This is a genomic window from Sinorhizobium psoraleae, from assembly GCF_013283645.1.
In the GTDB taxonomy this organism is placed as follows: domain Bacteria; phylum Pseudomonadota; class Alphaproteobacteria; order Rhizobiales; family Rhizobiaceae; genus Sinorhizobium; species Sinorhizobium psoraleae.
Window position 1 is genome coordinate 36822 of the sequence record NZ_JABEKV010000007.1, and the last position, 24577, is coordinate 61398.

The following is a 24577-nucleotide window of genomic DNA, read 5'->3' on the forward strand; positions in this document are numbered from 1 at the left end:
CGCGGAGGTTGAGCCATAACCGGCAATTTTGATCACCGGCGTTCAGAACTTTTGAGTTGTCTCCGTGAGGGGGAGGATCCAAACGCGTGGTGGCGGAATGCCCCTCCGCCCGCTCGGTGGTTCGGCGCGTGGCGGATACGACCCTGGCACGGAGGAAATCTACCAAAATGCCAGACAAGGCACCCATAGCGTGTTGAGGGCTTTAGGGAATTGCTCTGCCGCGCCGCGCGAATGCTCGAAAGCTGGGGCGCCAAGGGTGCCCCAGCTCGACCCTTTCTAGGCAGGCGAGGGGTGGCCGCCAGCGCCAGTCATTGTCCCGAGCGGCCCATCCGCGGCCGTCGACATGCCCGCATCTCCGCAGGCATCAATGAACGCTTCGCGCGCGATGGCAACTGGCGTCACTCGGTTTAGGGCGCGGCGGCATGTTTGAACCACCCGATTATATTTTCTACCTCGGTGGCCCGACCCCCTTCGAGAGCGTCGTTGACAGAAGCGAAGACCTGAAAACAGCCGTCCTTCATGCGGACGGTGACGGGCGCCATCCAAACCAATTCCGGGTTTAGCGGAATGTCCTCTCCTTTCGCTCAATGCGGACAAGAGACCGTCCCGGGATCGCTCAATTGGCGTAGCGCCACCGCATATGTGCCATCGCAGCGTCCATTCGACCATCACGGCGCGCGTGTTTTTCGGTTGGGCTTTGACGTGGATCAAGGCTGCCCTTGCGGCGAGGGAGTAGACAGATACGTAGATTCTTTCTTTGAAGGGAATATCGCGTTGTCGATCGATCATCTGCCGACCGCGAAGGATCAGCAACAGCGTGCGGTTCCGCCAGGAGCGGAGAAAACCGAACGCGAGCACCATGCGGTCGAAGTCCAAAGGAAGGCGCCTCTCAAGCGGTACGTGACCGTGGCGGTGGTGCTGGGCGCGCTGGGCCTTGCCGGGGGCGCCGGCTTCTACCTTTGGAAGCAACAAACAGCCAGTGCCCTGCCGGAGGGCATCGTCAGCACCAACGGTCGCGTCGAGGCCACTCAATTCGACATCGCGACGAAGATCGCGGGCCGCGTCATCGAGATCGTGCCACGTGAGGGCGATGTGGTATTGGCGGGGAGCATGGTCGCCCGCCTCGATCAGGCTGAGCTCGAAGCGCAGCTGCGTCAGGCGCAAGCTGAAGTCAAACGCGCAAGTCAATCGCTTGCGGCGGCGCAGGCGCTGGTCGAAAGCCGCAAGGCCGAGCTGACATTCGCCGACCAGGAGCTTGAGCGCGCCGAAGCGCTCCTCGAGAAAGGCTTTGGGACACGCGAGAAGCAAGAGGAGCGGAGACAGCTAATTGTAAGCGCCGCAGCCGCCCTCAAGGCGGCGAACGCTCAGGTCGACGAGGCGCACGCGGCGATCGCGGCGGCGGATGCCCAGGTCGACCGGCTGAAGACAAGCCTCGCTGACGCGACAATCACCTCGCCTGGGCGCGGCCGGGTGCAGTATCGGCTGATCGAGCCGGGAGCAGTTTTGCCGGCGGGTGGTCGCATTGCCACCGTGCTCGACCTGTCGGACGTCTACATGACCGTCTTTCTCCCGGCTGGGGTTGCGGGACGACTAGCCATTGGCGATGAGGCGCGCGTAGTGGTCGATGCCGCTCCGGAATACGTCTTTCCCGCTATCGTCTCATTCGTGGCGCCTGAATCGCAGTTCACTCCGAAGACGGTGGAGACCCAGTCGGAACGCGAGCAGCTTTATTTCCGGGTGAAGCTAAATGCGCCACCCGAGTTGCTCAGAGGAATGGAGGAGGCGGTGAAGGGCGGCCTTCGCGGAATTGGCTACGTTCGGGTCGATGCCACGGCGGCCTGGCCCGCCTGGCTAGCCGTCAAGGTTCCCAATGCATGAGCGCGCCACACAGCCGAGCGTTGACATTGCGGTCGCCGCCTCGCTTGAGGGTGTCTCGCACCGTTACGGCAAGGTCGTCGCGCTCGACGACGTGAAAGTCACCATTCCGGGCGGCTGTATGACCGGGCTGATCGGTCCCGATGGCGTCGGCAAATCGACCTTGCTGGCGTTGATCTCGGGTGTGCGCAAGATCCAGTCGGGCTCAGTCTGGGCATTGGACGGTGACATGCGCGACCGGGCGCACCGCCAGCGCAGCTATGCGCGCGTCGCTTATATGCCGCAAGGTCTGGGGCGCAATCTCTACCCGACCCTCAGCGTCTTCGAAAACCTCGACTTCGTCGGGCGGCTATTCGGACAGCCGGAGGCCGAGCGGAAGGCACGCATCGACGATCTGTTGCGCAGTACCGGTCTCGATCCGTTTCCGGACCGGCCCGCAGGGAAGCTCTCTGGCGGCATGAAGCAGAAGCTGTCTCTGTGCGGCGCGCTGATACACGATCCGGACCTTCTCATCCTCGACGAGCCGACGACGGGCGTCGACCCGCTTTCGCGCCGGCAGTTCTGGGAGTTGATCGATCGCATCCGTGCGCGCCGGCCGCAGATGAGCGTCATCGTCGCGACCGCCTATATGGAGGAAGCCGATCAGTTCGCCTGGCTCGCCGCGATGGACGCCGGCCGTGTCATCGCAACCGGATCTCCCGCCGAAATCAAGGCGCGAACCGGCGCCGACACCCTCGAACAAGCCTTCATTTCGCTGCTGCCGAAGGACAAGCGCGGCGACCATAGAGGCGTCCAGATCCCGCCTCGCGTGACGCAGGCCGGCCCGCCGGCGATCGAGGCCGATGGGCTCACGAAAAAGTTCGGCACGTTCGCCGCGGTCGATCACGTGAGTTTCCGCATTGAGAAGGGGGAGATCTTCGGCTTTCTCGGCTCGAACGGCTGCGGCAAGTCGACGACCATGAAGATGCTGACCGGCCTCTTGCCTGTATCGGAAGGGAAGGCGTTCCTGTTCGGCAAGCCGTTGAACGCAGACGACATCGAGACGCGCCAACGCGTCGGCTATATGTCGCAGGCGTTCTCGCTCTACAGCGAGCTCACGGTCTACCAGAATTTGCAGATGCACGCCAAGCTGTTCGACCTGCCGGCTGCCGAGCAGGGGCCGCGCATCGAGGAAATGCTCAACCGCTTCGGCCTCAGGGACGTCGCTGACACCATGCCGGAGAGTCTGCCGCTCGGCATGCGGCAACGGTTGCAGCTGGCGGTCGCCGTCCAGCACCGCCCCGAGATGCTGATACTCGACGAGCCGACTTCGGGGGTCGACCCCGTGGCCCGCGACCAGTTCTGGGAATCGCTTGTCGATCTATCGCGCAAGGACGGCGTCACGATTTTCCTGTCCACGCACTTCATGAACGAAGCGGAACGTTGTGACCGCATTTCGCTAATGCATGCAGGCAAGGTGCTGGCGGCGGACGCGCCGCGCGCGCTCACCGAGGCGCGCCACGCCAAGACGCTCGAAGAGGCGTTCATCGCCTATCTCGAGGATGCGGTGGCCGCCGCCAAGGGACCAGCGAAAGCGCGCGAGCCTGCAGCCGAGTTGGTGTCGGCGACTCCCACCGCGGAGCGGACAAACAGTGCGCGATTCAGCCTTGCCCGGCTGTGGGCCTGCGCACGGCGCGAGACCGTGGAGATCATCCGCGATCCGGTGCGCATCGCCTTTGCCCTGCTCAGCCCCGTCCTCCTGATGTTCGCGTTCGGCTATGGCATCTCGTTCGATGTCGAGCATCTGCGCTTCGCGGTATTCGATCAGAGCCGCTCACTCGAAAGCCGGGAGTTCCTGGAGGGTTTCGAAGGCTCGCGCTTCTGGAGCCGGCAGCCGGATATCACCGCTCCTGATCAGATCCCGACTCGCCTCCGCGCCGGCGAGCTGAAGTTCGCGATCGAGATCCCACCTCTCTATGGCAGCGATTTGCTTAGGGAACGCCGCCCGGAGATTGGTATTTGGATCAACGGCGACATGCCGAACAGGGCCGAGACCACGCGCACCTATCTGGGCGGATTGACGCTCGACTATCTGGCCAAGCAGTCCGCACGCCGCGCCGGGGACATGGCTGCCTTGCCCGGCACTGCCACGGGCAGCGAATCATCTGCCCTGCCTGTCAATTTCGAATCCCGCTTCCGCTACAACCAGTCGCTCAAAAGCGTCTATTCGATGGTGCCGAGCGTCATCATGATGATGCTGATCCTGATCCCTGCCATCATGACGGCGCTGGGCGTCGTGCGCGAGGTCGAAACAGGATCTATCGCCAACTTCCGCTCCACGCCGCTGACCAGCATCGAGTTCCTGCTCGGAAAACAGGTGCCTTATCTCATCATCGGTCTCATCAGCTTTGCTACGCTGATGGTGTTGGCGCTGTTCGTGTTCGCCGTGCCGGTGAAGGGCTCTTGGCTGGCGTTGATTGTCGGCGCGTTCATTTATCTCGGGGCCTCCACTGCGTTCGGCCTGGTTGTGTCGACCCTCACCCGCACTCAGGTGGCTGCGGTGTTCGCCACTGCGATCATCGCGCTGATCCCGACTTCACAGTTTTCAGGACTCCTGGTTCCCGTCTCCTCGCTGTCAGGTGCCGGCCGCGCTCTCGGACTCGCTTTCCCGGCCTCATGGTTCCAGCAGATCAGCATGGGCACGTTCAACAAGGCGCTCGGTTTCTCCGAGCTTTGGCTCAACCATTTGGTGCTCGCCGTATTCGTCCTCGCCTTCGTTACCGCGGCAAGCCTGATTCTCAGGAAACAGGAGTCCTGATGCGCAAGCGGCTCATCAATATTCTGGCACTCGGTGTCAAGGAACTTTACAGCATCCGCGCCGACCCAGTCATGCTGGTGCTGATCCTCTACACGTTCACCTACGCCGTGTACGCGGTTGCGACTGGCGCCAAGCTCGAGGTCTACAACGCCTCGGTTGCCATCGTCGATGAGGACCGTTCCGAAATCTCGAGGCGCATCAAGGAGGCCATCCTACCGCCTTTTTTCCAGGCGCCGCAGGAAATTTCGGCCAGCGAAATTGGTCCGGCCATGGACTCCAACCGCTTCATCTTCGTCATCGAAATCCCGCCGAAATTTGAACAGGACCTGCTTTCTAATCGGAGACCAAGCGTACAGATCAACGCCGATGCAACGGCGATTGCCATTGCAGGCAATGGTTTGGGCGACCTGCAGCAGATAATTGGCCAGCAGGTCCTGAGCTATGTCCAGAATGCCAGCGGGGGACCTTCGCTGCCGGTCAATTTCGTGTTCCGCGTCATGTTCAATCCCAATCTGCACTCGCACTGGTTCACGTCGGTGATGCAGATCATCAACAATATCACCATGCTGTCGGTCATCTTGACCGGCGCCGCTTTGATCCGTGAGCGCGAGCATGGCACCATAGAACACCTGCTTTCCATGCCGGTGACACCCAACGACGTCATGCTCGCCAAGATTTGGGCGAACGGCCTTGTCATCGTCTTCGCGGCCGCAGTGTCCATGATGATCGTGGTGCAGCTCGTCCTTCAGGTTCCGATCGCCGGCTCGCTCTGGCTGTTCCTGGCAGGTACACTGCTGTACCAGTTCTCGGTGACGGCGCTCGGCATCCTGATTGCGACCTTCACGACCTCTATGGCGCAGTTCGGGCTCTTGTGTATCCCGATTCTCGTGATCCTGCAGTTGCTGTCGGGCTCGAGCACGCCGCTCGAAACCATGCCGCAATGGCTCCAGAATGTGATGCAGCTCGCGCCTACGACACATTTCGTCAGCTTCGCCCAGGCGGTCCTCTATCGCGGCGCCGGCCTCGCGATAGTATGGCCGCAGATGCTCGCGATAACTGTCATCAGCGCCCTGATTTTTGTCTTATCCGGCCTTCGCTTTCGCAAAACACTCGTCGCCATGCAGTAGGCAGCCGACAAAGAGGCCGGAACGCTGTACTTCGAACAACTCCAAATCCTCATCCTGCTTCCGAGCGTTCGATCACCTGCATGAACAACAGGGAGATCTCCGGAATGCGTGATTTCTTCGACGCGATCCTTGAACCCATGTCGATGGATATGGAGCCCGCACCGGACTCGATTCGGGCGGAGCCCAGCTTGACGCTCAAGGCAGCGGAGGATCAATGCTGTTCCAGCCACCCTCCCGAGAAGCCGGCCCTGCGCAGGCCAGACACTACCCGTGGACAGCGGCGCATGATGTTCCAAATCAAGCCCGTGCGATAGTTTTCGACCATCAAGACGACCGGCCCCTGATCGATGCCAAAATGATAGGGGCTGATCCACCATCCGGTGGGGCTATCCTCCGCAGCAAACGTCCGGTTGAACGAGGGCACGAAGCCGTAAAGTCGCGTCATCCCGAGGCTCATCGTGGCAAAGTTGCCCGCCGTCGGGATCACGATCTCCGGCGCGAAAGGGAGGGAGGCGATGACGACCCACGGTGATACCGTCCCGTCGTCGGGGCCGAACGGCGCACCGCGAGCGATGTAGTCGAAGAACTCCCGCTTGACCCCGTCCACCTCGCGCGTGACCCAACCGGGCCCGTCGCTCGCAGTGAACCCCCAACAGCGTTCTCCGTAACCGACAAAGTTCATGGGATTGCGAATCGCATATTCCTGCTGGACAAAAGTTGCGTGACGACTGTTCTCGAAATAGTCGCTGTCGTGCTGCCGCATGAACTCGTCGCGGATGCCGCGGAAGTCCACCCACATATGCGAAAGCTGATGGGTAAAGAGCGGTCCCGAATAAAGAAGTTCGCGGCCGTAAATCTTTGTCCATTGGTAGGTTTCGGTATAGGCCGCGTAGCTTTCCGACGGCAGCGCATGGGTCGGTGATCCAAGGCCGAGAAGGTACAGCAGCAGGCCTTCATCGTACCCACGCCACCGATGGGGGATGAACCCGTGTTCTGGACGCCAGCCATGCGTCAGCGTCGGGCCACCGTCGCAGGCCCAGTTCCAGTCGGCGCGCTCATAGAGCGCCGTTGCTTGCCGGCGAATTTCGGATTCGTCTGGTGTGTCACGATCGAAATACGCCGCGACAGTCAGAGCCCCCGCGAAAAGGAACGCCGAGTCGATGGTAGACAATTCGCACTGCCAGACGCGCCGCCCCGTCTCGATGTCCAGGAAATGATAGAAGAAACCCTTATAGCCCGATGCGTCCGGCTCTGGTCCCTGGGGAAGCTCCATCAAGTATCGCAGCACCCTGCGGGTGATCTTCGCCGCAAACTCGCGGATGATGATGCCGCGTTCGACGCCGACGGGGGTCGCCGCCAACGCCATGCCGATTGCCGCGATGCTTGCCGGGGCATCTGGTGCCGTCTTGTCGCGAACCAGACCGTTGTCCGGGTTCGTTTCATGAAGATAGTACAGCAATGTGGTGAACTGCAGCCGACGCCAGTCGTCGTCGGTCGGGAGTCCTTGGAGGTCAGCTTCGGTCGGCGGCATCTCCCGCATGGCTGTCAATCACGTGTTAAATGAAAGTCGCTCGGAGGGCCGTCGTCAATTGTCATGGCTGGGATCTCGTCGAGTCGGAATCGGCCACAGCAGAGAACGCATCTTTATGGCAACTTCAACTGGCTGCTCCACGACGACATCACCAAGCGTGACGGCGTCGCATTGAAATCGTTGGCTCGCGGCAACCCGGCTCAGGATCTCGGGAAAGCGGCGCGCTTGAGCGCATCCCACCCCCGCTGGTTCGCCTGATCGAACGCCTTGCGCGCCTCCGACAAGGCCGAGCTCATCGATATCCAGGAGTCGCTTCCCGCCTGCTTCAATTTCTGCAGTCGGGCTTCGGCCTCCGCCGCATCCACCCTCATCTGCTTGATAGCCGCATCCATGTCGGCGCGCCTAGTGGCGGCGACCCTGGCCGCTTCGTAATGGAGCTTGTCCGCAGCCTCGCGCCAAGCTTTTGCTTGCGCAGCGGCAACCTTGCGGAAAGTCGCTTGTTGCTGCTCAATCTGCTCGCCGATAGTCTCGAAATAGCTTTCGACCTGGGCTTCGAAGCCGTGCCACAGCGACTCCAGCTGTGCGTTGCTGGCCTTTATGGCGGTTTCGCCCGCTTCAGCCTGTGCCTTGACCTGGGCCTGAAACTCGTCGCGCCGCTTGCTCAAGTCGGACATCAGTTGATCGACCCTGCGTCGAAGCTCTGTCTTCCCCTGATCGGTCTTGGTCTCAAGCGATGCCAATACGGCGTCCATCTCGTCGAGACGTTCCTTGGTCCAGCTCAGGTAGGAATGCATACTGCTTTGCTCCGGCATGACAGCCTCCCTTTTTGAGCATATTGCCTAAACGAGGTCCTGCACACTTTGATTGAGATCAAAGCCGACACCGTTTGAAGGTCGGCGGCCCAAAAAGTCGTGAGTTGGAGGGGGACTTTGGTTAGGTCACCACATCGCTTTTCAGCCAGCTATGCAGCCGGGCATTAGACGGTTAAGGAGGGACCCACCTTCTCCACCTGCTTGCCACGGCAAACTTGCCGAGAACGGCAAGTTTGCCCGGACCGAGATCGGTCACCTCGCGGGCATGACTCCACGGGCAGGGAGCAGACCGCGCTCCCTGGCAGGACCGCACGCACGCGAAGGATCCGGGGCCCTCGCGCGGCAGCCGCCGCGGTGATGGACTGCCCAGCGGTCCTGACCTCAGTACGAGATCTGCCCGTCCACGATCTCTCCGCTCGAGGGGGAAAGCTCGCGTTTCAACACTTCGCGTGCTTCGCCGCTGATGACAGCGACTGGAGCCACGACGGCCACGCGCGCTGCCGAACCTGCGAAATTGGCTGCCGCCACGCCTGCCCGATCCACGAATGTCACCTCGCCTCCCGAAAGCGTTTGATCGGCCAGGCGCCGGCCGAGCAGACGCACGATCTCAGGGCTGTCGGCGAAGGCATTATGGCCAAGCGGATCGTTCGAGGCGATGGCGCTTGTGTCGATAACCGAAACACCAAGCTCCTCCAGCGCGGCGGCATAGGGCCTGAGATCGGACCCTCCGACCCGGTCAATTCCGCCCGACAGCCAGCGAGAAGCCTCGAGCGCCTTGTCTCGCGTCGATGTCAGGATCGCGAAATGCGGCCGTTTGGGCCCCATCTCGATGAACTGGCGGCGAAACACATCGATATCGATGTCCGGCGACGCAAGTACGACATTCTTGATTTTGGCCGGGATTGCTTTTTCGCGCATGGCAACGCCGCGCAACGCCTCCGCGGCGAGCCAGCTTCCCATCGAATGCGCAAGGATCGTCACATCGGCGACGTCGGGGCTCCTTGTCGCTTGGAGGATCAGGTCCTCCAAGGCTCGCCGCGAGTAGTTGGCGCTTTCCTTGTCATAGAGATAGTCGAAAACGCGAGCCCGCGACGGCCAGGCGAAGAGGATCGGTGTCGCATTGGTGCCTGAGTCGTGAACGATCTGGGCGAAGCGAAAAACGGCATCGGCATAGGTGTTGTTGAATCCGTGGACAAAGATGAGCACCTGCCGCTTGGCGTTCCGGTTCTTGCGAAACCATGCGAGTGCCTGACCTTCCGTAGCAACCTTGCCGACTTCAAGGACTGAAAACTCCTTTTCCGGGTTCGGCGGCATGCGCGAGGGCCATTGCACCTCGCCGATCTTGCGGTTTCGATCCGGAGGAATGGAGACGGTGACGTTGTTGAGTGAGATCGCCGTTCCACGCTCGCCCGAATAGAGGCGACCGGGATCGTCTGATGACTTGCGCGTCGTCGCCACCAGCATGTTCACCCGATTGGCGTCGCTGGCGGCCACCTGAAGAGGCTGAAGGACATTCTCCACCCGGGTAGCGCAGCCGGGTGCGACGAGGCAAAGCACCAACAGCGAAGCAAGCGCCCGCTGCGGAAACGGATGTATCGCAGTGGTCCGGTGCGGCCGGGCCTGCTGCCCCCGGGCGAAACGACGCCCGGGGAAAGAGAGACTGGAAATCGCCATGTCAGTTCTGCTCGATCTCACGCGGTATCCGGAACCAGGCGACATAGAGCGCCGGCAGGAACAGCAGCGTCAGCGCCGTTCCCACGACGATTCCACCCATCATCGCGTAGGCCATTGGTCCCCAGAATATCTCGTGCGAGATCGGGATCAGCGCCAGGGTGGCGGCGGCAGCGGTCAGCATGATCGGCCGCATGCGATGTTCGGTCGCCTCGATGACCGCCTTCCACGGCGACAGGCCCTCTGCGCGCAATTCCTCGATCTGCACGATCAGGATCACCGAGTTGCGGATGAGGATGCCGACGAGCGCGAGCACGCCGAGCAGCGCGACGAAGCCGAGCGGGGCGTTGCTCACAAGCAGAGCGGCGACAACACCGATGAGAGCCAACGGCGCAACCGAGAAGACCAGGAACAGCCTATGGAAGCTCTGAAGCTGGATCATCAGGAGCGTTGCCATGATGAGGAGCATGGCCGGCACCACCGTCGCAATGGGACCCTGCGACTTGGCGCTTTCCTCAACCGCACCGGCGATTTCAACGTGATAGCCGACCGGCAACGTCTGCTCGAACGCCGTAATCTCGTCGGCTAGCGCCTTCACGATGGTTGCGGGCTGCGTCGTATCACTGATCCCGGCTTTAACCGTGATGGTCGGGAGCCTATCGCGCCGCCAGATCGTCGGCTGTTCGAGTTCATAGCGAAACCTTGCGACCGAGGACAATGGGACAGACTGGCCGCTGCTGGATTGCAGTTGCAGATCCAGCAGCGTGTCGATCGATCCGCGCTCCGTTTCTGCTGCCCGGCCGACCACATTGACCAGATAGATGTCGTCCCTGACCTGCGTTGCCGCGTCCCCGCGTACGACGGTGTTGAGCGCCATGGCGATGTCCTGGGATGAGACGCCGAGCTGCCGCGCCTTGTCCTGCAGCACGTCGAGCTTGACGACGCGCGCCGGTTCATTCCAGTCAAAGGCGAGGTTCTTAAGGGAAGGATGCGTGCCTACGATAGAGCCCAGTTTGTGTGCGAGATCGCGCACGGTTTGGAGGTCCTCGCCGGACACGCGGTACTGAATCGGTTTGCCGACCGGCGGACCGATTTCGAGGAGCTTCACATAGGCATCAGTTCCGGGAAAAGTCCGCTGAAGATACGCCTCCACGTCCCGCTTCAGCTCGTCGCGAGCCTTGAGCCCTTTGGTGACGATGACAGTCTGCCCGAAGGCAACGTCGGCCGGCTGCACGTCGAAGGAAAGGATGAAGCGCGGCGCGCCCCTTCCGACATATGTCGACCAATGCTCGACCGCAGGGTTGCCGGCCAGCACCTCACGCTCGAACTGACCCATCTGGCGGCTTGTTTCGGCAATCGAGCTGTTCTGCGGCAGATTCCAGTCGACGATGAGTTCCGGCCGGTCGGAGCTCGGAAAGAACTGCTGTTGCACCATCGACAGGCCGACGACCGATCCGGCGAAGAGGAGGGCCGTGGCGACGATCGTTATCCAGCGCCAGCGAAGGCAGAATTGCAGCAGCCGCGAAAACGCCCTCGCGGACCAGCCCTTGTGTTCGGCGTGCTTCTTCATCGTCTTGGGCAGCAAGGTCACGCCGAGCAGGGGCGTGAACAATACGGCAACGATCCAGGACACGATGAGCGATACGGCGATGACGACGAAGAGAGAGAAGGTGAACTCGCCAGCGCTGCTCTTGTTGAAGGCGACGGGGATGAAGCCCGCGACGGTCACGAGCGTGCCGGTCAGCATTGGGAAGGCCGTGGACGTGTAGACGTAGGTGGCGGCCTTTTTCAGGCTGTCACCCAATTCCAGCCGCGCCACCATCATCTCGACTGCGATCATCGCATCGTCGACGAGAAGACCGAGCGCGATGATGAGCGCTCCGAGCGAGATTCGCTGCAGCGAAATCCCAGTATAGAGCATAACCATAAAGGTGATGGCGAGAACGAGCGGGATCGCGATCGCCACGACCAGGCCGGCCCTTAACCCGAGACTGATGAAACTGATCACGAGCACGATCGCGACCGCCTCGAACAGGGCCTTTGTGAAGCCCCCGACTGCCTCGTGAACGACTTTCGGCTGGTCGGACACCTGTTCGACCGCGACGCCGACCGGAAGGTCCTGAACGATCCCGGCCATCGTCTTTTCCAGCGTTTCGCCGAAGGCAAGCACGTTGCCACCTGTCTTCATGCCAATCGCGAGCCCGATCGCCGGCTTTCCATTGAAGCGGAAGAGCGAGCTTGGCGGGTCGACATAGCCGCGGGTGACGTTGGCGACGTCCGTCAGCGGGAAGAAGCGGTCGTTTACCCTGAGATTGATCCCGCGCAAGGTGTCTTCGGAGATGAAGCGGCCGCCGACGCGCAGGGCGATGCGCTCCGGTCCCGCCTCAACGAAACCTGACTGCGTCACGGCGTTTTGCGCCTGCAGTGCGGAGACGATCGCGGCGCGGTCGATGCCGAGAGCTGCGATTTTGCGGGTGGAGAATTCGAGATAAATGGCCTCGTCCTGTGCACCGACGATGTCGACCTTGCCCACGTCTCGAATCTTGAGGATCTGCGTTCGGGCGTCCTCCGCGAAATCGCGCAATTCCCTGTGACTGAGGCCGTCGCCAATAAACGCATAGATATTGCCGTAGACGTCGCCGAACTGGTCGTCGAAGAACGGACCGATAACGCCCTGCGGAAACTCATGCGTGATATCGTCAATCAGGTTGCGCACCCGCGACCAGGTGGGTTTCACATCCACTGCGTTAGTCTCCGGCAGCAGATCGACGAAGACGATCGTCTGACCGGCGGTGGTGATACTGCGCGTATGTTCGAGATTGTTGAGTTCCTGCAGCTTCTTTTCGATGCGATCGGTAACCTGCTGCGTCACTTCCTGAGCGGAGGCGCCGGGCCACTGGGCCTGGATCACCATTGTCTTGATGGTGAAGGACGGATCTTCCTCGCGGCCGAGGGCCATATAGGCGTATGCGCCTGCCACTGTGAAGATGATCATGAAATACCAGACGAGCGAGCGATGCCCGAGCGCCCAGTCTGAAAGGTTGAACTTGTTCACGGGCGCTGCTCCTGTTCGATTCTCACGCTCTGTCCCTCGGTCAGTTGATTCACGCCGGCGATGACAACATTGTCCCCGTCCGTAAGCCCGGAGAGGACGCGGACGGAACGGATGTCAGCGGAGGAAATGTCGAGCCGCACGGGTCTCAGTGAAACTGTGTGGGTCACCGGGTCGACCACCCAGACATGGTCGGCGCCATCCTTCTTTACGACGGCCGCCGCAGGCAGGCCGATCCGAGGCGCTTGCTGCACCTCTGGTGGAGCCGCGGTCACCACTGATCCGAGGCGGAAGACCTCCGGCGCCTGTTCGATCGCGATTTTCAGCCTGTGCATGCGGGTGCCGGCATCGGCCTGCGGTCCGATCTCGCGCAGAACGCCGGAGGTCCTGAGCGTTTCGTCGAGCTGAAGGGCGATGTCGAACCGCACCCCCAGACGCAGGGATCGCAAGTGGGTTTCCGGAACGTCGACGACAACGTCGCGCCGATCGAGGCGCGCTAGTCTCAGCACCGGCTGACCGGCGGTTACCGTCTGCCCGACTTCGGCCGAGGTGGCGGTGACAACACCATCGAACTCGGCCTTCAGCTCGGCATAACCAAGCTGCTCGCGCGCCTTGTCGAGGCTGGCATTTGCCTTTCCGACATTGGCCCAGGCCGATTTCAGCGCCTGCTCGGCAAGATCCAGATCGGCGATGCTCGCCGCGCTCGTCGAGGAAAGCCGGCGCTTGCGGTTCTCCGTTAACATGGCGTTCTCAAACTGCGCTTCAGCGTTGCGAAGGTCGGCTTCGGCGCTCCGGACCGCGAGCTCAAGAGCGAGCGGATCAATCTCGGCCAAGACATCGCCTGCCCGCACGAGGTCGCCGACATTCACTTTGCGCGCCACGACGCGCCCCAATGTACGGAACGCAAGATCGGTTTCCACCCGGGCCTGGACGATGCCGGGGAAGTGCGGTGTCTCCGCCTGCGCGGCGCTCGCCGCGACGGACTTGACGGGCCGCGCCTTGGCCGGCTCGCCAGCGTTGGCATGCTGATCGCAGCCGGCAAGAAGCGCGAGTGCTGCGACGAGTGAAAACGAGAGGTGACAGCGGTAACGAGCCATCTTACTTGCCCTTCCAGGCCACGGCTTGGCCTTCCTTGAGAAACTTTCCGCCCTCGGTGACGATCAGGTCTTGTGGGGCGATCCCACCGGCGACGATCAGATCGCTTTTGCGATAGCTCGCGACCGCAATCTTCCTGAGCGAAACGGAGCGGTTTTCGGGGTTGATGAGCCACACGGCGGGCTCGCCCATGGCGGAGGCAATCGCGCCCGCGGGCAGGATGATTCCTTTGCGCGACGGAGAACGAAATTCACCGATGACGGGCGTACCGAGCGGCCATTGCGCATCATCCGGCAGTGCCACCTTGATGCGGACCGTTCCGCTGCTCGTGTCGATGAAGGGAGAGACCTCCCTGACGGTCGCTTGCGTTTCCAATGCGCGATCCGCGATCGGTGCCACCTCGACGTCGGCTAGCGGCCTTCCTTCCAGGAAGAACGCCTCGAACACCTCGAAGACGGCGTCTCGCGGGCCGTCATGGGCGAGCGTGAAGGCAGGCTGCGCCGCGGAGACCACTCGACCGACCTCGATTTCGCGTGCGGTGATGATGCCGTCCGCGTCGGCTTTCAGTTCCGTGTAGGACAGGGCGTCCTTGGCCGTCGCCAGCGCCGCTTCGGCAGCCTCCAGTGACGCTCGCGCGGTTCGCAGCTCCTTGTCTGCCTGGTCGAAGGTCGCCTGTGAAATCGAGCGCGAACGCAAAAGCGCCTCGTACCGATCAAACGTCAGCGTCCTCTGTTTGACTATCGCTTGCGCCGACTCGAGCCCGGCTCGGGCGAGCTCCACATCGGCCCGCTGTTCTTTGTCGTCAAGGCGGGCAAGAACATCGCCGGCGCGCACATGCAAGCCGACATCGACGAAGCGCTCAATCACCCTGCCACTGACGCGGAAGGACAGGTCGGACTGAATTCGCGCCTTCACCTCCCCGGTGATCTCGGCGGCGGGCTGATACTCGGTCTGTGAGGCGCTCACGGCGCGCACCTGCTGTGGCGATGGCGTGACTTCGGCTTTCTCTTCGCAGCCGGCGAGATATGCGCAGGCGAGACCAATTCCAATCAAACGAAAGGGCTGCATTTTTTGCTCCGTTACGGTTTGCAACCAAGAGGACGATGAGCTAGTATCACTGACTAACGGGTTAGTCAATTCAGATGTACGGTGCACGTTGGCTGATGGTAAAGCGGAGGCAGCCCGGTCTAAGCCACCGGTTAACCTGTTAGGATCGCTTGAAGCAGGCGATTCGACCAAACGCCGTGACGCATCAGGAATGGAAGTGAGATGAAAAAGACCGAGAAGAGGACCTCGAGGGCAGAACAAAAAGCCCGGCGCCCTCAGGAGATCCTTGAAGCCGCGTTCGAGGAATTCACTGTCAAGGGATACGCGGCTACGCGGGTGGAAGACGTCGCTGCCCGCCTCGGCGTGACGAAGGGCACCATCTATCTTTATTTTCCGACAAAGGAGGTTCTCTTCGAGGAGATGTTCCGCCACATGTCGACGCCGTTCAAGGATGTGCTGGACTCTGTTGGCGGCTTTAAAGGCACGTGCGCCGACCGGCTGCGGACACTCCTGCTCCTCGCATACGAAAAGATCCCGAACGACCGGAAAACAAGGGAACTCCTGCGCCTGACGTTGTCTGACGGAACGCGTTTCCCCGACATCGTGGATCGACACTTTGACGAGTTCATCGCCCCGCTGGTCGCAGCTGTCCGCGCACTCGTCGACGAGGGAGTGTCTGCGGGCGAATTCCGCCGTGGAGCGGCTGCAAATTATCCTGACGTCGTCGCCAGTTCGATCCTTCACGTTGCCGTATGGCGGCTGATGTTTGCGGACCGAAGGTCGATCGATGGACCGGCATTCATGGAGGCGCACTATGATCTCGCCCTGAACGGACTTTTGCAGCGCTCGTAGCGCGCGAGGCTCGAGGGCGCGCGATCCACCTGCCATGGTCACGTCGGCTTCGGTACGGCAAAGGGCCACGGCTGCTCGCGTCCGTTCCGTCCGACCTGCCGTGCGTTCGGCGTCAGGCGATGGTGAGGCTTCGCGCAAACTGCTCGCCTCCGAGTACGATGAAAGAAATTACGGCCATCATCAGGCCGCGCCGGAAGCGCGCCTGCTTGATGATTCTGACGCGGGATGTTTTGAGCAGTTCGGCGGCGAGTACCGAAGTCCAGTCGGACCTCAGTGCCTGTTGGACGAAGTCTTTGAGATCGGTGAATAAGTCGGGATCGACATAATACACACGCTGCTCAGCTCCGCCGGACGTTTTGGCGACAAGTTGCTTATCCGCGCGCGCCCGAGTCGGATAGAGCACCTGCCCGAACTGCAGGATCGGCATCATGACGATACCCCAGACCACCGCGAAGAACATGGGGCCAAGCGGTGCACGCGTCGGCAGGAGATCGCCGAAATGCAGCACCAGATTGAGCGCAAGGATGTAGCCGGCTCCAACGATCTGCGCCTTCGTGTCGTAGGACCGCGCCGTCACTTGCGCTTCCTGCAGGGCGGCAAGCAGCATCTTGTCTGCATAGTCGCGGCTGTTCTCACGGGGTTCCTCGTGCACTGCGGCATCCGATCGAAGGAAGCGGACTGACGACGGTGTCTCCTGCATGGCTGTGCCTTCCGTCAGTGCTCGGGTGCGAAAACGAGCGCCGTTATCGCGTCCGGATCCGCGGCGTCCTCAGGGATGCGGTTCACTGCAACAAGGAGTGCCGCCAGAGAGACCAGCGTCAGCACGGTGGCCTCCGCGAGTCCGCTGACGATGGCTGACCAGGTAAGGAGGCAGGTCCAAACAACACAGGGATCAAGTAACTCGCCGGGCGACGGGCGCATGAAAGCCTCCGCTCGAGACATTCGAGGTTTTGGGTTTGAGGATGGTGAAGCGTTGAGTGGCAGGCTCAACAATATTTGAACAATAAGTCATTTCGACTAATTGGTCAATATGAGAAATAGCGAAAGGGTGCCATGCAAGGCGTGGCGGGCGAGGGGATAAAGACTGTGCTGCTCCCGGCTGTGTTTGGTTTATTGGCTTTCGTGTGCAACGGCTGGGCGCCGGAGGGCCGCTTGCATCGAGCAGATGGGGAAATGAAGGCGTGGCGCTCAGTCCTTCCGACGCAAGGCGGCCCCCGTAAAGACAGGCTTCAGACTGGACATTCTAGTCAGTATGACCTATTCGTTTGAGAGTTTGAGGATTTCTGCACTATGGCAAACATCAATCCGACCCGCCGAGCCGAAATCGGGCGCGAAAAGCGAGCGAGAACCCGAGCGCAGCTTGTTGAGGCTGCCAATTCGCTGTTCGCCAGACAGGCCGTGGAATCTGTCACAGTGGATGACGTCGTTAGGGAGGCCGGGGTCGCCAAGGGTACGTTCTATGTTCACTTCGATAGCCTGGAGGCATTGACCGCGGCAGTTGCGGAGGAACTGGTGCAGTCGTTCGACGAAATGTTGCAGCCGGGCCGGGTCTCCCTTTCCGAGCCCGCGCTACGAATTGCTTTCGGATGCAGGGCATTCATCGACAAGGCTCTCAATGACTCCCGATGGGCCGCAGTCGCGGCAAGAATGACGGCAGCAACTCCGAAGGGTGGCGAGAACATTCGCCGCCGCCTCTTCGAAGACCTCCAGCAGTTGCCGACGGGATCGCCGGAAGAGACGTCGGCGGAGCTGAAGCTGGAAGTTGTCGTGGGGATCATGCTCCAGATCTTGCGCGCGTTGGGTGAAGGCAGGTTGTCCTCGCTCGACCGTGACGCTGTCATCAACGCCATCCTTCGCGCGATCGGCCTCGGTGCTCAGGAGGCTGAGTTGGTCGTTGAGCGCTTGCCCACTACCGTGCCCGAGAAGTCCTCTCGAGCCGCAGCGAACTGACGACATGCTTGCTGACAAACTGCGCGTCTGCGGATTGCACTGCGCGATGGACACGCGAGGACGGGCATGATCGCCCTATCATGCCCGTCACGGACAGCTTCACCGGATGGCGGTCAGAGCTTGCGGTTCTCGTGTGGGGCACTCCCGAGGGCCCGAAGTGCCGCCTCCAGAGCGTGCCAGGATAGTTCGGGCGGAGCGGCTCGCTCGATAATGCCGCGTGTAACCTGCAGCCAGATTCCCACGAAGATGTCGACGGCCAGTTCCGGGTCCCGCACTGTCACGCGGCCTTGTGCAATCGCCTCGGCAAGATCGACTTTAAGATTATCTCGCACACTGCGGGCGAACTCGGTCGGCCTTTGCGACGTCTGAACGACCAACCGCGCCCATTCATTGTCAGAGATCGCTTTTTCCAAGCATTGCGTGAAGGCGAAAGACAAGCGCGCGATCGGATCCCGCAGCTCGGCCCGGGCGGGTGTCAGCAGTTCGTCGAAGCTCCGCCCAAGTTGCACGCTCACTGCTGCAACCAGCTCCTCAACGTTTTCGAAGTGATAGTAGAAGGTGCCCTTGGCGACCGCCGCTGTCTCTGCGACGGCATCAATGGTAAGTGCAGCGCCTGCAGCAAGCAACGCCGCTCCCGCTTCGAGGATTTGCGCGCGCGTCCGCGCCCGTCTGTCGCGTCCGATTTTTGCCCGTCGTGCAAGGTTAATCTTCGCCATTCGCCATCCTGTCTTGCATCTTCGCCGAATTTCGCCTTGACTATATAGTCGAAATGACCGTAACGTACAATTGAATTTGCTCCGGGGGCTGCTTGCCTCGGTTATTTCGCGTCCCCTGCTGATACCCATGTGTGAGGTTTATCGATGCCATCCCTTCTGCACCTCGACTCCAGCATACTCGGCGAAAACTCTGTCAGCCGCGCACTTTCGGCTGCGGTGGTCGCACGCCTCAAGAATCTCGATCCGACTATTGACGTGGTTTATCGCGACCTCGCGGCTTACCCGATCCCGCACCTCTCGGGCAGTTACGTGGCCGTCGTTAGGGGAGGCTTAGAAGCCGGCCACGATGCCGCGCTTCAGGCCGACCTTGAACTCGGCGGAAACGTTCTGGAAGAATTTCTGGCAGCCGAAACGATCGTTCTTGGCGTGGCGCAGTATAATTTCAGCGTGCCCAGCCAACTGAAAGCGTGGATTGATCGCATCGCGGTCCCAGGCAAGACCTTTCGCTACACCGAAAAGGGACCCGAAAGCTTGGTAGCAAGCAAGAGGGTCATCATAGCTCTGGCGCGCGGTGGCTTCTACGGGCCGGGTTCCCCAGCCGAGAATTTCGAGCATACGCTGAGTTATTTGAAGAGCGTGTTCGCCTTCATAGGTATTGCCAATCCTGAGGTCATCGTCGCAGATGGCATTAACGTGAGTTCCGAACAGCGCGACGCCTCCCTGCAGGAGGCAAAGGCGCAGATAGCCGGCCTGAGGGCGGCATAGGTCACCACCAACGCGCGTGCGCTGAAGGCCTCTAAGAGCCCAGTCAATCACCGCGAGGACGGTTTGTCAGCCTCATCATCCTTGGGCGCGAACCGGCTCCGAGCGGCCGCCATCCCGTAACGCTTCGCCATCGACCTCCTAACCTTATTTCCGCATGCGATCGCGGAACTCGGTGAGGTCATTGGTGGGATCGGGGTTGGGGCCGGCCAGATACACCTCAATGCCAACGAGATCGCGGCGGCAGCCGACGACTCGCGCAGCGCACGGAGCGTCAGGCGGCCAACCTCGAAGAGACCGCGGCTGCAGTGGAACAGGTGACATGCTCCGTGCAGCAGACGGCCGAAAGCGCAGACCAGGCGAATTCGACGGTGATGGCGGCACGTGCGAATGCAGAATAGAGCGGCGAGATCGTCAGCCACGCCATCGGTGTGATGCGGGAGATTCAGACGCATAACGTCACACACTATTCCGGCGATTCTGCCGTATCATGGCAAGGCGCTTTCTGTTGATGAATCGAAGGAGCGTCATCCCAGTGCAAATCAGACCGTGCCCCTCTTTGCGCATCGGAGGGCGTGAGTTTGATTAGGCGATTTGTGCTGCGGATATCATCATGGCCAGCGGTTTCGACCGCGCAACAGGCCGAACATATGACCGCACCGCTCCATAGATTCAAAGACAGGAGTGGCCCTTGTCAAGCAGGCCGTTCCACATATGAGGGGAGGGGGAATCGGGCCTCCCCTCAACATGATTGTGGGCCAGGTCGGTCCTGGCCCACGGTCATCGGCGGTCGTGAAAGCGGGAAGGGCCGATCACGGGGGGGAGGAACGTGACCGGCCCGCGACGGATGTCACTCAGCCGCTTGGGGGAACTGCTCGTCTTCAGCGATGCTCGTATCGGGAGCAACCACTCCCGCCAGCCATCACTCTTATAAAACTGCCTTGGGGCGAATTGCGGCGCGATTACCCCATGTTTAGCATAGCGCCGCCCGAAGGGCGGAAACCGGGACCGACATGGGATAATTGCGGTCGGTGCTATCCTGCCGCCGTTAAACCCGGGAGCAGGCCATGGAACAGTTCGTCGGATTGGATGTGTCGCAGGACATCACCCACGTGTGCGTCATTGGCAGCGATGGCAAGATCGTTTGGCAGGGCACATGTCTGTCGACACCGGAGGGCATTTCGAGCGCCATCAAAGCCAAGGCGCCGCATGCGATCCGGATCGGACTGGAGAGCGGTCCGCTGTCGACCTGGCATTGGCACGCGCTCAAAGCCGAAGGATTGCCGATCGTCTGCCTCGACGCCCGCCACGCCAAGGCGGCTTTGAACATGCAAATCAACAAGACAGACAAGAACGATGCTCATGGCCTGGCACAAATCGTCAAGGCTGGCTGGTACCGCGAAGTCGGCGTCAAAAGCCTCGACAGTCACACGGTCCGATCGATGCTGGGGGCGCGGGCCCAACTCGTCGCCATGCGCGTTGAGGTGAGCAACCAGATCAGAGGAATGCTGAAGACCTTCGGAATTGTCCTCAGGTGACGTGACGGACTGTCGTTCGAAACATTGGTCAGCGAAGCGTGCGCGCCAGGTGCTGGTCGCGTGGGCCACACCGTACGCGCTTTGCTTACGGTCTACACCATCCTGAAGCAGCAAATTCTCTGCCTCGATCGAGAGCTGGCACGCTATGCCAGGGGAAGCGAGACATGCCGCCGGCTGATGACGATTCCCGGAATAGGGCTGCTGACGGCGATCGCTTTCATCGCCGCGATCGATGATCCGGTGAGGTTCGCAAAGTCGAGCAGCGTTGGAGCCTATCTCGGCCTGACGCCCAGGCGCTATCAGTCGGGCGAGGCCGACCACAACGGCAAGATCTCCAAGTGCGGAGATCCTCTCGTGCGCGCCTACCTGTTCGAGGCCGCGACCACCTTGTTGACGCGGGTCGAGAAATGGTCGGCGCTAAAGGCCTGGGGTCTGCGGATCGCGAAGAAGAGCGGCATGAAAAAGCCGCCGTCGCCGTTGCCCGTAAGATGGCCGTCATCATGCACCGTTTGTGGGCGACTGGCGGAACGTTCCGATGGTCGTCGAGCGCAGCGATCGAGACCGCTTAGGGGCGTCTCGATCGCTCACCAGATCCGTCACCTGACGGCAGCCCTGTCCCTTGCCAGGACGAAGCAGTGGTAACCCCGCGGGGGCAGTTGCGAGCCTTCTGAAACAGAACCGCGCGACCGACATTGGGAACCACAGCATCCGATGCCATGATGTGGCGAGCGCCCGTCTCGACCACGGAGAGAACAGTGAATCCGGCAAGAGCAGACTGTGAGACAGCAGTCAGCGCTGCTGTTCAGCCAACCGCGGCCGTGGACGTCGGGCCGTGGGCGATCGCACCCTTGACGGCACTGATCCGTTCCAAGATCAGGTCGCGATAGGCTGCCGCAGAGATTCCTCGGTCTTCGATGCGAGTAAGACCGCGCGAGACAGGAATTAAAAGATCGCCCTGCTGGGTTCCACGAAGGGCATGTATGCTGCTGGCATCACCGCCTTGTGCACCAAGGCCCGGAGCCAGAATGATGGAGCGCGGGAGAAGCATTCGCAGCCGCCTTCCTTCATGCGGAACCGTCGCTCCGATAACGGCACCAATCGGGTTCAAACCTTCAGGGTCTGGAGCAAGACCTGCGATGAGATCGGCAAGGTGATCGGAGATCAGTCGGTTCCCCGTCATCTTGTCCTGCAGCCAACCAGCGCCGGGATTCGATGTGCGGCAGAGCACAAAAAGGCCTTTGCCGTAGCGTTTTGCGGTTGCGGCAAAAGGCTCGAGCGTGTCTGGGCCCATCAGCGGGTTGACCGTCAGGCAATCCGCTTCGAAGTCACCGCCTCCGCCTCCGCCTTCGGACGCCGGCGTCAGATAGGCGTGGGCATAGGCGGCGGCGGTTGCTCCGATGTCGCCCCTTTTGGCATCCAGGATCACTCCCATTCCGGCGGCCTTGGCCCGCTTCATGCCTAATGAGAGCGCCGTAAGACCGGAAAGGCCGCACGCTTCGAAGTAGGCGCTCTGAAATTTTACGAATCCGACCTGTCCCTCGATGGCATCTAAGACGAAATCGACGAAGCGGCTAATCCAGGGAATGCCGTCATCCTGCTCAAAGAAAGCAGGCATATCCACCAGCGAAGGATCAATGCCAGCAACGAGCTCGCTGAATTTAGCGGTATTGTGCTGAACTAATTCTACCCAGGGAATTGACGACATTTGCTGGATTCCTGTTGTCGCGAAAATCGTTGCAGCGGTTCACCGTGACGCGCAAGCATAATATGCCTTTCAGGCGGACATCAACTTCGCCGTGTGTGTCAGAGTACGGCATGTCATCTCACCTGAGCAGCAACAGCGGGGGAAAAAAGCCACTCGACTGGGGATCCGCAATTAGAGAACTGCCCCCGGCAAGCGGTTCATTTTGGTCTTCCACCTCTGGTGCCGGCGTTTCCCACAAGCCTTCGGCAAACCCTACGGCGCTCTCATGACGATCGCTGGTGTGCTGCGCGACTGTCGCCTGACGACGATTGATCACGCACTCATCCGCGGATTGGTTACCGCGCGACCCTGTTCCAGCGTGGACCTGCCTCCTTCAACCTGGCGGGCATCCGATTTCCTGCCCCAGCGCCGTATCGGGGATTGTCCTACGTCGATCAGACCGCGCAGCACGCCACCCAGGTCCCATGTCCTTCCCCTGAATCCCAGCGTCAGGGGCCAGAGATGACTTATTTCAGTCATTGCGCTCACACTGCGTTCTCGGTTGGAGCGTCGATCTCCGCGACAGGTCGGCTAAGATCATTTCGACTTTATGTACGCGACGAGATCGGCGATCTCGGCACGAGTCAGGGACAGGTTCGGCATGCGGGAGTGGTGAGGCGTAGCCAAGAACGCCGAAAGGCTTCTCTCATCAAACCGTTCCGATTCACCCATCTGAGCAAACGTCGGGACAGTATCAGAGCCGCGAACTTGTCCAGGTGCAACGACGTGACACTCGCTGCACCAGCGTTCGGCGATGGCGCGGCCGCGGAGTCGATCGGCCGCGGTGCTCTCGCTAGTGATCATCAGAAGGAGAGCAACGGCAACAGCGCTTTGCAGTCCACTTATTCGCTTCATTGCAGCCGTGTCCATTGAGTTCGCCGGCAAGGGTTCGCGTCACCGGCTAGGATTGCAACTGACGCCTCTCTCAAGCCGCGTCCGGATGAAGAGTCTTCCAAGCAGAAACATCAGTCGCGGTTACTGCCACGTGCCCATCGGACGTGAGCTTCTTGCCATCGAATTTGTTGGACGCGATGTCGCTGAAGACTGAGACATATTCCTGCAGGCGGCACTCGTTGCAAAGCGGCGGATCGGCGATATCGAGAAGCGCCTCCTTTGTCACCCGAACGATCTCATCGCCTCCGACATCTCTCTCCATGATCAGAAGTGCCTCGTCACCCGATGCCTTCATCATTCCACTGATCAACTTTAAGGGCATTTTCGTCCTCCCGGCACATAAGCGATTCATGCTCACTCAAGCATTATGCTTCACGCGCAGAGAAACTCCTTGATCAAGCTCAAAGACGGATTTCCAATCCTGATCCGTTTGAAGTCAGCGGGCCTGTCTGCCGTAGTCGCGCATGTCATCGATCCAGCGCGAGCGCTTCTTCTCGTCGGCAAAGGAGAGGCCGTATAAGCTCTCCCGGATGGGTTTGATTCCGGCAAAGCGCAACATGCTGCGCTCGAAACTGCGAACGCCGTATGCGCCGAAGTACCACCGGTAAAGAAGCACCGGCATTCCCATGGTGACGATTATGCGGGCGGAGCGCCCGGCAAGCAGCCGCTTCGGGAAGCCGTCCTTCTTGTATTCCATTGCAAAACCCGGCCTGAAAATATGCTCGAGAAAGCCTTTGAGCAGGGCCGGCATCGTTCCATGCCAAAGAGGAAACAGAAAGACCCAGTGTTCGGCCCAGCGCATGTCCTCCCGAGCCTGCTCCAGGCCCGGTGGTAGTGCCCCGGTCTCGAAATCTTCCTGGGTCCGCAGCAGCGGGAACTCGAGCTTTGCTACCTCTATGCGCCGCACTTCGTGTCCCGCGGCCGTGGCGGCCTCGGCATAAGCGTCAGCCATGGCGTGCAGGAGGTGCTGCCCGGCCGGGTCCGGATGGCCCTGGACAATCGTGATGTGCCTGGTCATCTGCTGTGCTCCGTAAAAACACGACGCATGCTATTGAACGCCTGTCAGCTCTTTCGCTCATGACCGCGTCGACGAAACTGCCGGTGCAGGCGCCTT

General features: G+C 60.9%; 20 protein-coding genes and 1 pseudogene. 7 read left to right on the forward strand and 14 right to left on the reverse strand.

All coding sequences use genetic code 11. The features are described 5' to 3' along the window. Positions 1-276 precede the first annotated feature (276 nt). Positions 277-861 (reverse strand): DUF982 domain-containing protein, encoded by a 585-nt coding sequence (locus tag ILFOPFJJ_RS36550; RefSeq protein ID WP_376741462.1) that lies wholly within the window; start codon positions 859-861, stop codon positions 277-279. Here ILFOPFJJ_RS36550 and ILFOPFJJ_RS28055 point away from each other — a divergent pair. Genes ILFOPFJJ_RS28055 through ILFOPFJJ_RS28065 form a run of 3 tightly spaced genes read left to right on the forward strand, consistent with a single transcriptional unit; the run spans position 775 to position 5799 of the window. Further along, entirely contained in the window at positions 775-1878 is a 1104-nt protein-coding gene (locus tag ILFOPFJJ_RS28055; RefSeq protein ID WP_246299844.1) for an HlyD family secretion protein, read from the forward strand. The genes ILFOPFJJ_RS36550 and ILFOPFJJ_RS28055 overlap by 87 nt on opposite strands. Next, complete coding sequence (rbbA, locus tag ILFOPFJJ_RS28060) at positions 1871-4672, forward strand: ribosome-associated ATPase/putative transporter RbbA (RefSeq protein ID WP_173513839.1); 2802 nt, start codon at positions 1871-1873, stop codon at positions 4670-4672. Before ILFOPFJJ_RS28055 ends, rbbA begins: the two co-directional genes overlap by 8 nt. Continuing rightward, entirely contained in the window at positions 4672-5799 is a 1128-nt protein-coding gene (locus ILFOPFJJ_RS28065; protein WP_173513840.1) for an ABC transporter permease, read from the forward strand. Before rbbA ends, ILFOPFJJ_RS28065 begins: the two co-directional genes overlap by 1 nt. Before the next feature lie 211 nt (positions 5800-6010). Here ILFOPFJJ_RS28065 and ILFOPFJJ_RS28070 read toward each other — a convergent pair whose 3' ends face one another. The 6 genes from ILFOPFJJ_RS28070 to ILFOPFJJ_RS28095 form a co-directional block, all read right to left on the reverse strand. Then, positions 6011-7339 (reverse strand): glucoamylase family protein, encoded by a 1329-nt coding sequence (locus tag ILFOPFJJ_RS28070; protein WP_173513841.1) that lies wholly within the window; start codon positions 7337-7339, stop codon positions 6011-6013. A gap of 191 nt (positions 7340-7530) precedes the next feature. Beyond that, complete coding sequence (locus ILFOPFJJ_RS28075; RefSeq protein WP_173513842.1) at positions 7531-8142, reverse strand: sll1863 family stress response protein; 612 nt, start codon at positions 8140-8142, stop codon at positions 7531-7533. A 381-nt stretch (positions 8143-8523) separates the two neighbouring features. Further along, entirely contained in the window at positions 8524-9816 is a 1293-nt protein-coding gene (locus ILFOPFJJ_RS28080; protein ID WP_246299845.1) for an alpha/beta hydrolase, read from the reverse strand. Position 9817: 1 nt separating this feature from the next. After that, on the reverse strand, positions 9818-12868 hold the full coding sequence (locus ILFOPFJJ_RS28085) for an efflux RND transporter permease subunit (RefSeq protein WP_173513843.1): 3051 nt from the start codon (positions 12866-12868) through the stop codon (positions 9818-9820). Beyond that, on the reverse strand, positions 12865-13962 hold the full coding sequence (locus tag ILFOPFJJ_RS28090) for an efflux RND transporter periplasmic adaptor subunit (protein WP_173513844.1): 1098 nt from the start codon (positions 13960-13962) through the stop codon (positions 12865-12867). Before ILFOPFJJ_RS28090 ends, ILFOPFJJ_RS28085 begins: the two co-directional genes overlap by 4 nt. A 1-nt stretch (position 13963) precedes the next feature. Continuing rightward, positions 13964-15028 carry an efflux RND transporter periplasmic adaptor subunit gene (locus ILFOPFJJ_RS28095; RefSeq protein ID WP_173513941.1) on the reverse strand — a complete coding sequence of 355 codons (1065 nt, stop codon included), beginning with the start codon at positions 15026-15028 and terminating at the stop codon, positions 13964-13966. A 201-nt stretch (positions 15029-15229) separates the two neighbouring features. Here ILFOPFJJ_RS28095 and ILFOPFJJ_RS28100 point away from each other — a divergent pair, with 201 nt between their 5' ends. Then, positions 15230-15859, forward strand: a complete 630-nt coding sequence (locus tag ILFOPFJJ_RS28100) for a TetR/AcrR family transcriptional regulator (protein WP_173513845.1) — start codon at positions 15230-15232, stop codon at positions 15857-15859. 112 nt (positions 15860-15971) lie between these two features. On the opposite strand, the gene ILFOPFJJ_RS28105 is transcribed toward ILFOPFJJ_RS28100, so the two are convergent. Then, complete coding sequence (locus ILFOPFJJ_RS28105) at positions 15972-16559, reverse strand: Pycsar system effector family protein (RefSeq protein ID WP_173513846.1); 588 nt, start codon at positions 16557-16559, stop codon at positions 15972-15974. A gap of 14 nt (positions 16560-16573) precedes the next feature. Continuing rightward, complete coding sequence (locus ILFOPFJJ_RS28110; RefSeq protein ID WP_173513847.1) at positions 16574-16780, reverse strand: hypothetical protein; 207 nt, start codon at positions 16778-16780, stop codon at positions 16574-16576. A 369-nt stretch (positions 16781-17149) separates the two neighbouring features. Here ILFOPFJJ_RS28110 and ILFOPFJJ_RS28115 point away from each other — a divergent pair, with 369 nt between their 5' ends. Further along, positions 17150-17809 carry a TetR/AcrR family transcriptional regulator gene (locus ILFOPFJJ_RS28115; protein ID WP_173513848.1) on the forward strand — a complete coding sequence of 220 codons (660 nt, stop codon included), beginning with the start codon at positions 17150-17152 and terminating at the stop codon, positions 17807-17809. 113 nt (positions 17810-17922) lie between these two features. On the opposite strand, the gene ILFOPFJJ_RS28120 is transcribed toward ILFOPFJJ_RS28115, so the two are convergent. Further along, positions 17923-18525, reverse strand: a complete 603-nt coding sequence (locus ILFOPFJJ_RS28120; RefSeq protein ID WP_173513849.1) for a TetR/AcrR family transcriptional regulator — start codon at positions 18523-18525, stop codon at positions 17923-17925. Between the two features lie 144 nt (positions 18526-18669). Here ILFOPFJJ_RS28120 and ILFOPFJJ_RS28125 point away from each other — a divergent pair, with 144 nt between their 5' ends. Continuing rightward, positions 18670-19290 (forward strand): FMN-dependent NADH-azoreductase, encoded by a 621-nt coding sequence (locus tag ILFOPFJJ_RS28125; protein ID WP_173513850.1) that lies wholly within the window; start codon positions 18670-18672, stop codon positions 19288-19290. A gap of 1064 nt (positions 19291-20354) precedes the next feature. Beyond that, positions 20355-21394: pseudogene (locus ILFOPFJJ_RS36795) on the forward strand (IS110 family RNA-guided transposase). 233 nt (positions 21395-21627) lie between these two features. On the opposite strand, the gene pyrF reads toward ILFOPFJJ_RS36795, so the two are convergent. From pyrF to ILFOPFJJ_RS28150, 4 genes are all read right to left on the reverse strand, one after another. Next, complete coding sequence (gene pyrF / locus ILFOPFJJ_RS28135) at positions 21628-22530, reverse strand: orotidine-5'-phosphate decarboxylase (protein ID WP_173513851.1); 903 nt, start codon at positions 22528-22530, stop codon at positions 21628-21630. Positions 22531-23106: 576 nt separating this feature from the next. Then, on the reverse strand, positions 23107-23424 hold the full coding sequence (locus tag ILFOPFJJ_RS28140) for a c-type cytochrome (RefSeq protein WP_173513942.1): 318 nt from the start codon (positions 23422-23424) through the stop codon (positions 23107-23109). Positions 23425-23494: 70 nt separating this feature from the next. After that, entirely contained in the window at positions 23495-23785 is a 291-nt protein-coding gene (locus tag ILFOPFJJ_RS28145) for a hypothetical protein (protein WP_173513852.1), read from the reverse strand. Between the two features lie 114 nt (positions 23786-23899). After that, the gene (locus ILFOPFJJ_RS28150; RefSeq protein ID WP_173513853.1) at positions 23900-24481 is read right to left on the reverse strand and encodes an NAD(P)H-dependent oxidoreductase; all 582 of its coding nucleotides are present in this window, start codon (positions 24479-24481) and stop codon (positions 23900-23902) included. Positions 24482-24577 lie beyond the last annotated feature (96 nt).